Source organism: Phenylobacterium sp. (genome assembly GCF_036502675.1).
Taxonomy (GTDB): Bacteria; Pseudomonadota; Alphaproteobacteria; order Caulobacterales; family Caulobacteraceae; genus Phenylobacterium.
In genome coordinates this window covers 90,563-104,144 of record NZ_DASXYF010000107.1, presented here as the reverse complement: position 1 = coordinate 104,144, position 13,582 = coordinate 90,563, and the positions used below count along the sequence as shown (strand labels likewise).

Genomic DNA, 13,582 nt, shown 5'->3' with positions numbered 1-13,582 from the left:
CCACCGCCGAGGCTAACTCTCCACGATTTCGCGAAGCGCTGCTCGCCGCCCATCTCCTCGGAATGCTGGCCCATTCCGCTCCAGCCACAAAATTCGCTGATCCATCTGGCGAAGCTTCGCCATCAGGCCAACCTTTCGGTTCGTGGGCTTGCCACCGACCGGACCGCAGAGGCGTATGATCTCCAATAGGTGCACCAGCATCATCGCGTAGACCGCGTCCGATGGGCGTTGGTCGCGCAGCACCTGATAGTCGAACCGCCAGCAGCTTTCGGCGAAATGATAGTCGGGGCCATCCGGCGGCGCGGCTAGGCCGCGCTTCTCGCCGATCCGGCTGAAATGGAATTCCAGCAGGCGGCGCTCGAACTCCAGGTTCTCGTTCTCGGGCGCGTCCATATCGCCCATGGTGTAATAATCCACGAATAGCCCCGCTTCGGTGAAATAGCCCCGCAGCTTGCGGAAGATCGCCGCCGCGCTGTTGACGGACAGCCCAGTCGCCCGCGCCGCCTCGGTGGCGGTGTGGTCGCGGACGAAGTGCCACAGGACTTTGCGAAAGCGATAGTCGCTGATCTTGGCCGAGCGATAGAGCGGCTTGGCACGCCGCGTCGCGTTGCGTTTTGCGCCGTTTGGCACGGCGGCAATCTCCTCGAATTTTCAATCGCCTGGGCGTTCGCTCCGCCGCCCGCCCGGCGTTTTGCTTGTATAGAACTGTGGCCGTGGGCTCGTCCACCCCAGGGCGGCTTGCTATAACACTGCAGTCTTGATGGCGATGCGGCTCCCGAATTCGATCTGCCATAAGTATTCATGGTGACGATGTTAGGAAAATAAACCCAAAATACTGCTTGCCGATAGGACTTTGTTCCTGTATTGTTCTCATTTGGCGGCCACGGTGGCGCTAGATGACAAGGAACCTGTGAACAGCAACGAGACCGACATTGACCGATACGCCCGACATCGACGACACTACTCAAGCCCCAGCGGCTTCGTCGAAGGCGGACCGGAAGATGGTCGAGCTTGTGCGCTTTCTCGCGCGACGCGCCGCCCAGCGGGACTTTAACGAACAAGTCAAAGCGTCGCGTAGGTGTGTGGAGCCTGACGGCGGCCGAGGAGGTCTCCCATGATCCGCGTCGCCATTTATGCCCGTTACTCCTCCGACCTCCAGCAACGGACCAGCATCGAAGATCAGGTCCGCATCGCCAAGGAGCGCGCCGACCACGAGGGGTGGACGATCGCCGAAGTCTACACCGACTACGCAATTTCCGGGGCGTTCCTGCACACACGTCCGGGCATGCTGAACCTGCTCCGCGATGCCGCCGCGCAGAAGTTCGATCTGGTGCTCACAGAGTCGCTGGATCGCATCTCACGCGATCAGGAAGACACGGCCCGCGTCTTCAAACGCCTGTCCTTTGCAGGTGTGAAAATCATCTCCCTCTCTGAGGGGCAGATCAGCGAACTCCATGTGGGCCTCAAGGGCACGATGAACGCCCTGTATCTCAAGGACATGGCTGACAAGGTTCGCCGTGGACAACGGGGGCGCGTCGAGCAAGGGAAGATCGGCGGCGGCAACGGCTATGGCTACGATGTCGTCAAGCGCTTCGACGATCGCGGCGAGCCCGTGCGCGGCGAGCGAACCATCAACGAAGGCCAGGCGCAGATCGTGCGCCGCATCTTCGAGGAGTTCGCCGCCGGGAAATCCCCCAAGGCGATAGCCAAGCAACTCAATAAGGAAGGCGTTCCGGGTACTCGCGGGCGCGGTTGGTCCGCCAGCACCATCTACGGCAACTGGCAGCGCGGTGCGGGCATAATCAACCAGGAGATGTACCGGGGCGTGATTGCTTGGAACAAGGTCCGCTACGTCAAGGACCCCGACACCGGGAGGAACGTCACGCGGATCAACCCGGAATCCGAGTGGATACGCAAAGACGCCCCGCACTTGCGCATCGTCGATCAAGCCCTGTGGGACAAGGTGAAAGCCCGGCAGACGCGCACGCGCGTTGAGAGTCCGAACTTGTGGGATCGGCGACGCCCGAGACACCTCTTCTCCCATAAATTGCGCTGCGGCGGCTGCGGTGGCGGGTTCGCCAAGATTTCCAGCCTCGCCTATGGATGCACAACCGCGCGCAATAAGGGCAGCGCGCTTTGCGAGAACACTCGCACCATCAGGCAGGACGAGTTGGAGCACACGGTGCTCGACGCGCTGCAGGCGCATCTCATGGCTCCGGAGCTCGTGAAGGAGTTCTGCGAGGAATACACCCGCGAGGTCAACAGGCTGCGGATTGAGCACAACGCAGCCCTGCACGGCTATCAGCGTCAGCTCGAAAAGCTCGACCGGCAAGAGCAGCGGATTGTCCGCGCCATCATGGATGGCTTTGCTTCACCGGCGCTGAAAGCCCAGCTCGACGACCTGGTCACCAAGCGTGAGGAAACCAAGCGCCTAATGGGTTCGACCGTCGAAGTGCCCGCCTACGTGCATCCGTCGATGGCGAGACGCTATCAAGAGGAGGTTTGCGCGCTCGTCCGTGCTCTTAACGACCCCAGTACGAAGCATGAGGCCGTTGACCTGCTCCGGTCGCTCGTCGATCGCATTGTGCTGGCACCGGACCCGAACGTGCGTGGCCTCCTGATCAACCTGTATGGCGATCTCGCCGGAATCCTGAACGTCGCGAGAAAGGAAAAATTCGACGATGAATTAGAGCTCAATCACATCCGGATGGTCGTCGGCCTAGACAGAACCGCGACCACCAATCGGCAGATGGCGAGCGATGCCCGCCATCCCTCAGCCAGATCAAGTCGGCTGGGCATTATGGAATCCTTCCAATCCCAAAACTCTCTGCTGCAGGAAAAGATGGTGGGCCCTGAGAGGCTACGTCAATCCCGGACGCAGGAGAAGCTGGTGGGCCCGGCAGGAAATTAACCGAAACAGCCACGCACTCAGCGAAAACAGCTACTTAGCGCATCTACACACATCCAATGTGTTACAGGCATGTGGCGCATGTGGGAACCCTGATGTGGGTCCTTCCCAGGAACACGAACCCACAGCCAGTTGGGGCCATCAGATATCGCGCGCCTCAATTGCCGGACGATCTCGCGCCTTTGATACCGAGCGATTCTGCGGTAGTTCTTGATCCGTTCATGCGGATAGGAGCCGTGCGATGAGCATCAAAAGCGACGCGGCACACCTCGCTCAGTTGAAGCTAGCGACCGCTGGGCTCGATCACCTTGCCGACATGAAGTTGGCGACCGCCGGATTCGACCACCTCGCCGACATGAAGCTGGCGACCGCCGGGCTCGACCACCTCGCCGACATGAAGCTGGCGACCGCCGGGCTCGATCACCTCGCCGACATGAAGCTGGCGACCGCCGGGTTCGACCACCTTGCCGACATGAAGCTGGCGACCGCTGGGCTCGATCACCTCGCCGATATGAAACTGGCGACCGCCGGGCTCCATGGCCTGAGCGAACAAATGAAGGCCGCCCTGGGCCCAAGCTTAATAGCTAACGAAATCGCATCTCTGCGGCTGTCAGACCAGTTGAAGGCCATGGACCTTCCCTCAAGCCGAATAGCCGATCAGATGCGGGAAGCTCTGGGTCCTACTGCCTATGTCGCAGAGGAAATTCGCAACTTGAGGGGATCGCTCGCGGAGCAAATCGGCGCGGCGAAGCTAGCGACAGAACGAAGCCTGTCGCTGGATGAATTGACGTTCGCGCACGACCAGGGGCCGAGTGATGATCGATTGGTCGCGCTGGAAATCCCACGCTTCGACATGCCGGCGATGCCCGCCAACCCAATCCACGAGACAAATGGGCGATTGGCGGAATTGTCTGAGCACATTTCTCAGATGCGCGATCTCGCCGCGACGACAGCGCAGATGCAGCAGTCGTTGAACGAAGTTGCCAAGACAATTCTGACCGAGTTCAGCAAGGGCGCGGAAGCGTCGAATAGGGCAACGAAGCGGGCGCTTTGGATCGCGGCCATATCGACGGCCTTGTCCCTGGTGGCCGTGGTGGTGGCGGTGTGGAGCGTCCTTCATCAAGACGCCCAAAATTCCAAGCGGGAGAACGAAGCTGAAGCGGAGCGTGCTGTTCAGCTTGAAGTTCAACACAGGAATACGACGGCGCTCAATCGGCTGAGCAAGAATTTGGAAGCCGAAAGAACTACGGCGCTCGCGGGGAGAGCGCCGGTTACAGAGCCACGCCCCAAGCTCAAGAACCCAGGTCCGCTCTCGAACTGACCTGCCAGACGCCGCGCGTGTGCGGTCCTGTAGTCGGAGCGGTTGTGATCGCCGAGAAGCCGGTGAGATGTCGAGGATTGGAGGGAGAATGGGGCGCCCGACGACGGCCCGTTTCAGCTTAATGACGGACGCTGAGCTTCTCGCGTATTGCCGTAACCTCTATGAGGCCGAAGGCTTCGCTGCCCTATCGTTTTCCGCCCTCAAGAAGCACGACGGCCTATACTTCGCTCTCTACAAGCTGGGGATCAATCAGGCGACCCTCCTCGACAAGCTAGGCATCGCCGACGCCTACAGTGCCCACAAGGGCAGCCAGCCTCTCATTCGCAACGGTCGGCACGTTCAGCGGTGGACCTGGGAAAGGATCGTCGCTGAAGCAAGGGAAGTCGCCACTCTCCAGGGCAATCTGCCGCCGGCTCCATGGTTTCAGCGGAACGGCCGTCAGTCCCTTGTCCAGGCGACATACAACATGGGGAAAACCTGGGAAGACCTGCGCGATGCGGTCGGCGACTTCGCCACCAGCAATTTTGTAGCGTCCCGGAACGGCCTCCGATGGCGCAGCCATCCCGAGGCGTCCCTGTCAAACTTCCTCTACGCCAGGGGCATCGAGCACCGGCGAGGTGACAGATATCCTGATGCATATGCCGACCAGAGCGGGCGAGCCTACGGCTTCTACGATCTCCACTTGAAAGCCGGTGATGGGTGGTTTGATGTCGAGATTTGGGGCGACAATCCAGGCGGTCATGGCGAAGCGAAGTATCGAGCGAAGCGGGGCGAGAAAGAGGCGTTTAACTCAACGAACCCGCGCTTCCTGGGCATCGAATTCCGAGATTGTTACGACGATTCCCGGCTAGCCTCGATCCTGGTGCCGTTCATAGGCACGCCGGAGCCCTACGTTTTCGACAGGCCCACTGATCGCATCATTCACAGCACCCATTGGTCAAATACGGACGAACTTCTGGACCACTGCCGGGTGCTGGCGGCCGAAATGCCCGATGGAGTGTTCCCAACCGAAGAATGGTTGCGGAAACGGGGCAAGTGGGCCGACCGCCCTGGCCCGGCCTACAATACCGTATCCGTCTACGTGAAGACTTGGTTCGGCGGCGTCAGGCGTTTGCGCGAACTTCTGGATCAAGCCGATAGCAGTACCACGAAATGGGATCGACCGACTGTCCTAGCGGCGTGGCAGACGTTCTGGTCAAAACACGGCCTGACGCCGAGTCAGGTCCGGGCATCGGGTCGAAATGGAGCATCCATCTTCGCTCCCGAGACGTGGCGCGAGGCAGGCCGGCTCGCTAGCGCTGTCGTAAAATACGCCGGTGGTGCCGACGCAGCCAACGAAGCCCTCGGGATCGAGCCGATCCTTCAAAAGAAGTGGACCCGCGAGGCGATCCTAGAGGGGTTCCAACGGCTCACGACGAAATGGGCCGCCACACCTAGCCAGATCATTTACGACCGCCGCACCGGCCGCGCCGCCATCCCAGACGACGATTATAGGGACGCCTGCCAGCTTATGGATGCCGCAGGCCGTGAGTTTAGCGGACCTGCGGAAGTCTTGCGGCTGATCGATTTTAAGACCCCGTCCAGGAAGCGGGCCAAGCGCGGGTCACGCCAGCGCGCCAGCCAACTGGGCGTACCAGATTGACGGGAAATCGACGGCAATGCTGACCGCCAAATCAGCGCTTAACCCATACGTCGAAGCGGCGGTCGCCAAGCGCGGGGTCGATTACGCATGTCGCGGATGCGGCAAGCCGGTGATCTTCAAACCGGGTCGCGTTCGCATCTCGCACTTTGCACATCATCCCGGATCGGAATGTTCCTACGGCGGCCTGATGTCGGCCGAGCACCTGAAGGCACAGCACATTATCGCCGAGGCGTTGCGGGAGCGCGGGGTGGGGGTGGAGCTTGAAGCCCCCGTACTATCGCTCGTGGGGGATCGCCGAGCCGACGTGCTGGCTTGGCCGAGCGCACGCCCAACCGTGAGGATCGCGGTCGAGGTACAAGCCAGCGACATCACCATTGATCTGATCGATGCCCGCACGCGCAGTTACGCCGCCGAAGGGATCGCGCCGTTGTGGCTTCGCCTCTACGATTTCGGCAAATGGGAGAGCCCGCAAACCCTCACCCGATGCAACACAGTCTGGATCGAAAAGCACCACCTGCGATCATGGGAACGGTGGGCCTACGATCACCTTGGCGGGCGGCTCTGGTTCATGGACAGCCGCACTTTCCGCGTCTGGCGCGCGACGTTTATACAGGCGCACCGATACAACGAAATCTCTACGTGGTTCGGCCCCGGCGGTACGGAAGAGTCAGCCGGCGGTGACTGGCGGGAAATCATCCGTTGGGTTGAGATGTCTTTGGAAGGCCCATTCTCGGTGGTTGACCTGCGCCTGAGCCGTGGGCGGGTTCGTGGGCCAGACGGCAATACGCGCTTGGCGGCCTGGTTCCTAGCTCCCGGTGAGGAGACCGCGCCTCGCGATCCTTCGGTACGTTCGACGTTCCTGAAGGCCAAGCCGCCTACCTATTTCGAACCACGGCAAGTCCAGGTGAGATCGGCAGAGGAATGGATCAAGGCCGTTTTCGAACCGGCACCCGACGACTGGCGCATCGAAAGCCAAGCCTACTGACATCCGAATTAGCATTCAGCGATCTACCGGCACCACTGCCCCGCAGCCCGACCGGCATGGTGAAGGTTCTCGCCTGAATGGGCGTGCAAGGCTGGTGATGCAGGAAGCCCGAGGCGTTCGATTGGTCCGAGACGGATCGTGGATGAATACACTCTGGGAGCCTCCAGAATGGCCCAGGAAGGCACCGAGGGGCCCATTCCGCCCCAAGACACCCCCCGATCAACAATTGGGCTGAGCAGCCCTCTGCGTCGCCGGTCAGGATATCGGGTTAGAATTTGCCTTGCATCCAAGAAACAGGCGGCCTTCTAAGCGTCGGAAAAATCGTCAACCCATCGCGGAACAATCGTTCCGCTATTCTTCTCTTTGTACCTTTCTTAAGAGTACCTTTCTTTATGGGGGTGCAAATCCTGCACTCCCCCCGGTGCAAATCCTGCACCCCCCCTGTGCAAATTTTACACCTCAAGTTGGCACCGTTCGACTGACTCCAGACGCTTGCAAACTCTCTGCACCGAGCCCGCGTGCCAACGTCCGCCTCTTGCGCTCGGCACCCCAAGAGCATTGAGCCCCAACGCAACCGCCCGGTATGTACACGCGCCGCCCTGCCTCAGCATACGGATGGACTCTGCCAAATCCGAAGCACGCGCCAGGGCAGCCTCATGGTTATACCGGGCGAGGATCACGCCCGTCCGCCCTAGCTGAACGCCACGTGCCTTCGCGGCAGCTAATGCCGCCTTTGTCCTCTGGCTGATACGACGCCCCTCCTCCTCTGCGAGCGCCGCAAATATGTGGATCGTGAAGCGGTCGGCGTTCGCCATGTCCACGGCGACGAAATCGGCGCGGCCCTCCATGAGATTCGCGACGAACGCCATGTTGCGGGCCAAGCGGTCGAGCTTCGCGATCACCAGCGTGGCCTTCTGTCGGCGACACGCATCCAGAGCGGCAGCAAGTTCGGGGCGGTCGGATCGCTTTCCGGTCTCCACCTCCGTGAACTCACCCAACACGTCGCCGCCGCGTTGGGCGACGTAGCTCTGCACAGCCTCCCGCTGCGCCTCTAGACCCAAGCCGGACCGACCCTGCCGCTCGGTACTGACGCGGTAGTACGCGACAAATCGGTTCTCGATCATGCGTCAACGCCGATCCTGTCACATGCGGACGTTCGATCACTTGCGACAGATCCCGCCAGGGCGCAGTCGTCGCGCACGGTTTCCCTATGGGGATGAAGCCGGATGCAATGCGGCGGGGTTTCGCCATGGCTCTTTGCAACGGGTTGCAAAGCTCGCGGGGGCGGCGTGCGGAACTCCGGGAAGCCGGGATACTGGTCTGAGTGATCGCCCCACCCGTTGAGCATCCCCGGTCCGGTCAGGCGGCCTCGCGGCGCGGTGTGGGACATGATCTCCCGAGCGGGGTCTTCTCTCCAGCCGATGTTCGCCGCTGCCTGTCGACCGAAGAACACGATCCGGTGGTAGTCGATTTTGTCATGGAGGAACCACGCCAGCCGTTCCCACTCGTCGGCGCGGTGGTGCTCCAGGAACCACGGGATCACGATACAGGCGGTCGCCCCCATGCGGCCCGCCCCGTCGCGCCGGTCCCAGATATGATCGGCAAAGGTCCGGTAGTTGCTGGAGCAATTGAGACCCCGCTCATTTCCGAACGCGTTGAGGCGCGCGGACCTGTAGCCGCTCCGGATGTGGATGCGGCCGAACGTGGCCTGCAACGGTTCCAGGATGCGTTGGCAAAGCTCGCGGCCAACGAGGACCGCAAGTTCGAGATCATCCGGAAGGTTGGGGATCGCGTAGGCTGCACCGATCTCTGAGAAGAGAAAGTCCCGCATGTAGAAAGAGCGTGAAAGCTGGATGCGGCCAATCTCATCAAGCTCTCGGTATCGGGACACAATGATCTCCAGACTATACCTAGATCATCTCAATTCGCCGATCATTTGTCAATAAAAATGCACAAATACAATAACTTATGATCCGATCCACACTCCGCAGCTCTTCCGCTCCACCCCATACGTCTCCTGCAAGCGTAGGCGGTCCTGCACGGCGGCGACGCCCTGGCCGTCATTGATGACGCTGCGGGCGAGTGTCGCCAGGGTGTTGGCTGCGCGCTCGCAAGGCAGGACGCTCTCCAGGTCTGCCGTTCCCATCAGCGGCTCCCGATCCGTCACCATGGCGAAGCTCACCTTTAGGGCCGCGTTCTGGGCCTCGCGGACCAGATCCATGCGCCTCTGTTCAACGGCGCTCGTCAGAGTGACTTCGGCCGCGTCCAACGTCTTGAGCCCGGCGCGCGTCTTGACCTTCAGCGCGGCGACATCGGCGGCTTTCGCAGCGGGAGCCACAGTCCGTTGTTCGCCCGGCTTGATACGCACCAAATACGACGGGTCGCCCTCAGGAGCGTCCGATTTGGCATCTGGGGTAGACGCGGACGCCGTTGGGGCCTGTGGCTTGGCCGCAGATGTGGTGTCGGAGCGGGGGATTACGATAGCGGCGACAACGGCGGCGACCTGCACCGCGACAAGGCCAAGGGCAGCCTGCTTCCGCCCATTGAACGGGGGTAGCGGGCGGAACAGGCTTACCAGCGCATAGAGGCTGCCAAAGAACCATGCGAACCCAAGCACCAATTCCACCTGTATCCCTCCACGACTTCAAACCTAAAACCCGTATTATCATACGAGTTAAGTGCTGAAAGCCGGGTTAAGCGCGGTGTCGCTCGGGTTCCTGTCGATGGACCTTCGGGCATGTCACTCAAGCTGCGCGTCGGGGGCCGCCTCCGCGAGATCAGGAAATTCAGGGGGCTCACTCAGGAGCGGCTGGCGGAGCGCATCGAGCGATCCGTGGACGCGGTGTCGGCCCTGGAGCGTGGCCTTGCGCTTCCGAGCTTCGAGACGCTGGAGAAGCTTGCTGACGCGCTGGACGTGCCCGTCCGCGACTTCTTCGACGTGGAGGAGGACGCATCGGAGGCGCGAGTGCAGATGCTCACGCGATTGATGATGCACGCGCGGGCGCTCAGCGATGCAGACCTTGAAGTCGCGGTCGAGCAGGTAGGCGTGATGGCGCGGCGCGCGAAAAGGTAGCGGTGGGTTAGGCCGGTACGGGGCTTAGCGATTCATCGCTGGCCGATCCTGTCGGGTCAGCATCGGCGGTCGGGCGTCCATCCCTCCACCCAATGGCGGCGCTCCGACATTCGTCGTGAATGTGATCGAGGGCCGGTCCGTGCAGCAGCAATTCTGTGATCCTACGCACCACGCCGGAAAAATGTAGAACCTCAGAAGCCTCCAGCGCTCGACCGAGGACCGTCTCATCGCGATAGGAAAGCCACTTCCTCAGAACTGGATAGCCGCCAAGTTCGTAACCCCAGACCGCTGGCGGGACGCCTTGCCAGTAGGCATCATCATTTAGATGAACGTCGATGGCCTCCTTCCCGAGCAAGTCGAGGACGTGATCCAGAGTTAAGCCGTGACGCTTGGCCAGGGCAGATAAGGCGTCCTGTTCTTGGGCGTTCCAGCTACGCCGCTTGATGTTGCCTTGGCCGGGCATAACGATGTTGCTGCCACCTCGGCTTTTCTGACGATATCCCCACGCCCTCAGATGATAGTCCTTGCCGCGAGGGACAGCGATCAGCGGCAATCCCTCAAAGAGTGCGCCTGCGGTGACGCCTGCCACGGCGACTTCCACATCGAGAAGCTGGGCTAAGGTCAAGCCGTACGTTGCAGAGTTTTTGAAAACCTCTTGGCTCGACGGAAGGGGGATGCGCGGCCAATCGCTTCTCAACGCGCCGCCGTTACTCGAAGCATAGGCCGGCGAATGCAGGGTGGCGACCACATGGAGCGCGACCGCATCAAGCGGAATTCCCCGGTCGGACAGCCACTTCTCCAATGATGCGTTCAAGTTAGGCCGAACGGCTTTTGTGACCGGATCATGCAGCCAAGTAGGGAAATTCGAGGAGCCGCGATCCAACAGATCGAGGCAGGCGAGTGATGTCCCTGCTTGCGCACCGTGCCACTCGCCGCGTGCCTTCTGTTGAGCCGAGATGATCACGTTCCCCTGGCTGACGTGGGGCAGAAATTCCTCTCGCTTTTCATCCAGGAGCTTGGTGTCACGATCCCAGTAGAGCCACCGCACGTCAAACGGGCGATATGCGTAGCGGGCGAGGTCGCCGCCTTGCCGCCCCCTATTTCGCAACATTTTTCTGATCTCGTACGGATCGTAACGCTTCGTCACGCCCATTACTTCTGGATGAGCTTTAGACAAATCATCGTCGCTCACCCCCGGATCGAAATATCGGTCCATCCTCTGCTCCAGGGATGGGCGATCTATGCTCACCAGGAACTCGTCACGTGCGGTCTGAATGCCGGCGAAACAACTCGGCATTAGTTCCGGGAGCCGTGGCCAGTCTGCGTAGCCCGCAGCTACTGCTCCCTTCATGAAGTTCAGTTTCAATGGCAGTGACGGGGTGAGCACCTCATAGGGGTACAGTTCCGGATTATCGAGGGACGCTAGGAGGCTTGCTCGACGCTCGTCAGCGTTGGAGGCATCGAAGTCGCGATACTCGATGGTTTGCCGAGGCGCATGATCAGGCAGCCTAACAAGGGTCGAGATCGCCGTTCCCACCTTTATTCCCGGCGATTGGCCGCGCACGGCAAACACGGTGGCGCTCGATTTTCCGTCGGGTGCCCTTTCCGAAGCTTTCCGATCTCCATGAAGGTTGTCGATCCTCACGGCATCAAAGACTTCTAGAAAACGCTCCCGCATGCCGGTGTGGCTGAGACCATCCAGCCACGAATAATTGCTGATGAAGCAGATGATGCCCGCGCCGGTCTTCTCGGTGATCCTGCGCTCAGCCATGCGGAAGAAACGAACGTAAGGTTCGTTCAGGCCCTTTCCTTGAGGGGCCTCCACCTTCTTGAACTTGCGATATTCGGTAGACAGGCTCCGCTCTTCGTCTCCGGGCGCAACGCCCGAAAATCCATCGTAGGGAGGGTTGCCGAGGATCACGAGGATCGGGGCTTTCTGCTTGATAGCGTCGGCGGAAGCTCGTTCGGCCTCAAGTTCTGGGAACGGGAGCGGCTTCGAAGTATGAGGTTCCCATCCAGTAAGGGCATTGGTCAGGTAGATGCCCGGCCTCTGCCCATCTTCCAGGTCAGCCTCTAATCGGCTCAAGGCGAGACCCACCTGAAGGTGCGCCACCACGAATGGCGCCGGCATTATCTCAAAGCCGAAGACACGGTGCTGGGCGGCGTCCCGAACCAGTCCGCCTATCGCGTCTCCAAGACCATGAGAACTCAAGTTCTGATGGATTCGCTCAAGTGCTGCGGTGATGAACCCGCCGGTTCCACAGCACGGATCGAGTATGAACACGTTGTCGGCGGCCAAACCGTCCTCGATTTTCAGATCGACCTTTAGGGCGTGGTCAACCTGCGCAACCATGTATCTGACGATTTCGGTAGGCGTGTACCAGACGCCGAATTGCTTGCGAAGTTCTGGGTCGAACGCTTCGAGGAATGGTTCATAGAAAAACTGAATAGCTTCGCCAGAATCGAAACTTTTCAAGAACTGTTCGGGCGAAATTCGGTTCAGAGTGTCTCCCGCCCAATCCAAAACTTCTGTGATACCGAGCGGCTCAAGCTGCATTGGTGAAGATAGCTGCTGGAATAATGTGCGCACAAAGGGGACGTTCAAATACCAAGTCGAGGCTCGCCAATCGAATGACTTGCCGCCCTTGGGGCCAGTTCGCGCCCACAAAACCCACGCTGAAAAGAGGCCGTAGAATAGGGTTTGGACCAGAGTAGATCGGAAGAAATGGTCTCCCTGCTTCGCCTGAAATTCTATGCCCAGCGCCTCTTCAAGGGCGGCGCGCACAGTAGCGAGCGCGGGTAGATCGCCGGCCGCCTCGACGCGATGACGCGCGTCACGTGCGTAGGACGCGAGAAACCAAGCCACGTCTTTCGGACGATGAAGCGAAACGGATTGAGTGAGCGCACGGCTTAGAAATTCACCGAAGGAATTCCCGACTTTCTGCGACGAGCTGCCGGGTGTTTGGATGAGCGACCAAAATTCCGCTGGCGTGTCAGCTAGCGTGAAGCGCTCCAGCCTCACCGCATTGCCGCTTGGGTCCTCTCCAATGATCTGGAAGGAACGAAGGTTGGTGACGATAACGAGCCGATAGTAATCAAAATACTTGGTGATCTGCTTGGGTTCGGACGTGAAGAGGCTGTCGTCGTTAACGGCCTTCATCTCGATCACGCCGCGAGACGGGAGCTGACCTGGGCGAGGCTCGCCCTTTTGCAATTGGTCCGACGAAAACAATCCGAAGTCGGGTGAGCCAGAGCCTGTGTTCGCCAATTGAGAGAGGCAGTGCACCTGTGGCTTTAGGCTTGAGCCGACCGCATCCAGCAGCCCTTTCAGAGCCTCGTAATAGCTTGTCTCCGGTGTGCCTGCGCCAAGCGCCCTGGTCGTGCGAACTTTGTCGAAGAACGACTCCACCAGCTTAGTCACATCAACCACTGACGCACCCCTTGCAGACCTACCGCCAGCCTTGTTCAGCTAGAGCGCCGATTTGGTTAATTATCGTCAAGGCGCGCGCCATTATTCGCGATTCGCGAATGTCTTCGTGATGCGCGCGACGCTCCTCACGCTGGACACCGTTGATGGTGGCATTGTCCAGGATGCTGAGGATCAAGAGCTGACAGCCTCCACCTAGTCGGCCGCGACCGTCATTGTGCAACGG

The 13,582-nt window shown here is 60.3% G+C and carries 11 protein-coding genes; 5 read left to right on the top strand and 6 right to left on the bottom strand.

The annotated features are described in order from the left end of the window. Positions 1-12: 12 nt before the first annotated feature. Entirely contained in the window at positions 13-630 is a 618-nt protein-coding gene (locus VGL30_RS14035) for a hypothetical protein (protein ID WP_331540627.1), read from the bottom strand. 484 nt (positions 631-1,114) lie between these two features. Here VGL30_RS14035 and VGL30_RS14030 point away from each other — a divergent pair, with 484 nt between their 5' ends. The 4 genes from VGL30_RS14030 (at position 1,115) to VGL30_RS14015 (ending at position 6,856) form a co-directional block, all read left to right on the top strand. After that, a complete protein-coding gene (locus VGL30_RS14030; protein ID WP_331540626.1) occupies positions 1,115-2,911 on the top strand; it encodes a recombinase family protein in 1,797 nt (598 codons plus the stop codon). 238 nt (positions 2,912-3,149) lie between these two features. Next, entirely contained in the window at positions 3,150-4,229 is a 1,080-nt protein-coding gene (locus tag VGL30_RS14025; protein WP_331540625.1) for a hypothetical protein, read from the top strand. Between the two features lie 88 nt (positions 4,230-4,317). Then, positions 4,318-5,871 (top strand): hypothetical protein, encoded by a 1,554-nt coding sequence (locus tag VGL30_RS14020; protein ID WP_331540624.1) that lies wholly within the window; start codon positions 4,318-4,320, stop codon positions 5,869-5,871. Between the two features lie 16 nt (positions 5,872-5,887). Beyond that, entirely contained in the window at positions 5,888-6,856 is a 969-nt protein-coding gene (locus tag VGL30_RS14015; protein WP_331540623.1) for a competence protein CoiA, read from the top strand. A 452-nt stretch (positions 6,857-7,308) separates the two neighbouring features. On the opposite strand, the gene VGL30_RS14010 is transcribed toward VGL30_RS14015, so the two are convergent. The 3 genes from VGL30_RS14010 to VGL30_RS14000 all read right to left on the bottom strand — a co-directional run bounded on the left by VGL30_RS14010 (position 7,309) and on the right by VGL30_RS14000 (position 9,482). Beyond that, a complete protein-coding gene (locus tag VGL30_RS14010; RefSeq protein ID WP_331540622.1) occupies positions 7,309-7,980 on the bottom strand; it encodes a recombinase family protein in 672 nt (223 codons plus the stop codon). Continuing rightward, positions 7,977-8,747 (bottom strand): hypothetical protein, encoded by a 771-nt coding sequence (locus tag VGL30_RS14005; protein ID WP_331540621.1) that lies wholly within the window; start codon positions 8,745-8,747, stop codon positions 7,977-7,979. The genes VGL30_RS14010 and VGL30_RS14005 overlap by 4 nt, the downstream gene beginning before the upstream one ends. 75 nt (positions 8,748-8,822) lie before the next feature. Beyond that, on the bottom strand, positions 8,823-9,482 hold the full coding sequence (locus VGL30_RS14000; protein WP_331540620.1) for a hypothetical protein: 660 nt from the start codon (positions 9,480-9,482) through the stop codon (positions 8,823-8,825). 111 nt (positions 9,483-9,593) lie between these two features. On the opposite strand from VGL30_RS14000, the gene VGL30_RS13995 reads away from it, so the two are divergent. Beyond that, positions 9,594-9,929 (top strand): helix-turn-helix transcriptional regulator, encoded by a 336-nt coding sequence (locus VGL30_RS13995; RefSeq protein WP_331540619.1) that lies wholly within the window; start codon positions 9,594-9,596, stop codon positions 9,927-9,929. 7 nt (positions 9,930-9,936) lie between these two features. On the opposite strand, the gene VGL30_RS13990 is transcribed toward VGL30_RS13995, so the two are convergent. Next, entirely contained in the window at positions 9,937-13,359 is a 3,423-nt protein-coding gene (locus tag VGL30_RS13990; RefSeq protein ID WP_331540618.1) for a type ISP restriction/modification enzyme, read from the bottom strand. Positions 13,360-13,378: 19 nt separating this feature from the next. Continuing rightward, on the bottom strand, positions 13,379-13,534 hold the full coding sequence (locus VGL30_RS13985) for a hypothetical protein (RefSeq protein ID WP_331540617.1): 156 nt from the start codon (positions 13,532-13,534) through the stop codon (positions 13,379-13,381). Positions 13,535-13,582: the final 48 nt, after the last annotated feature.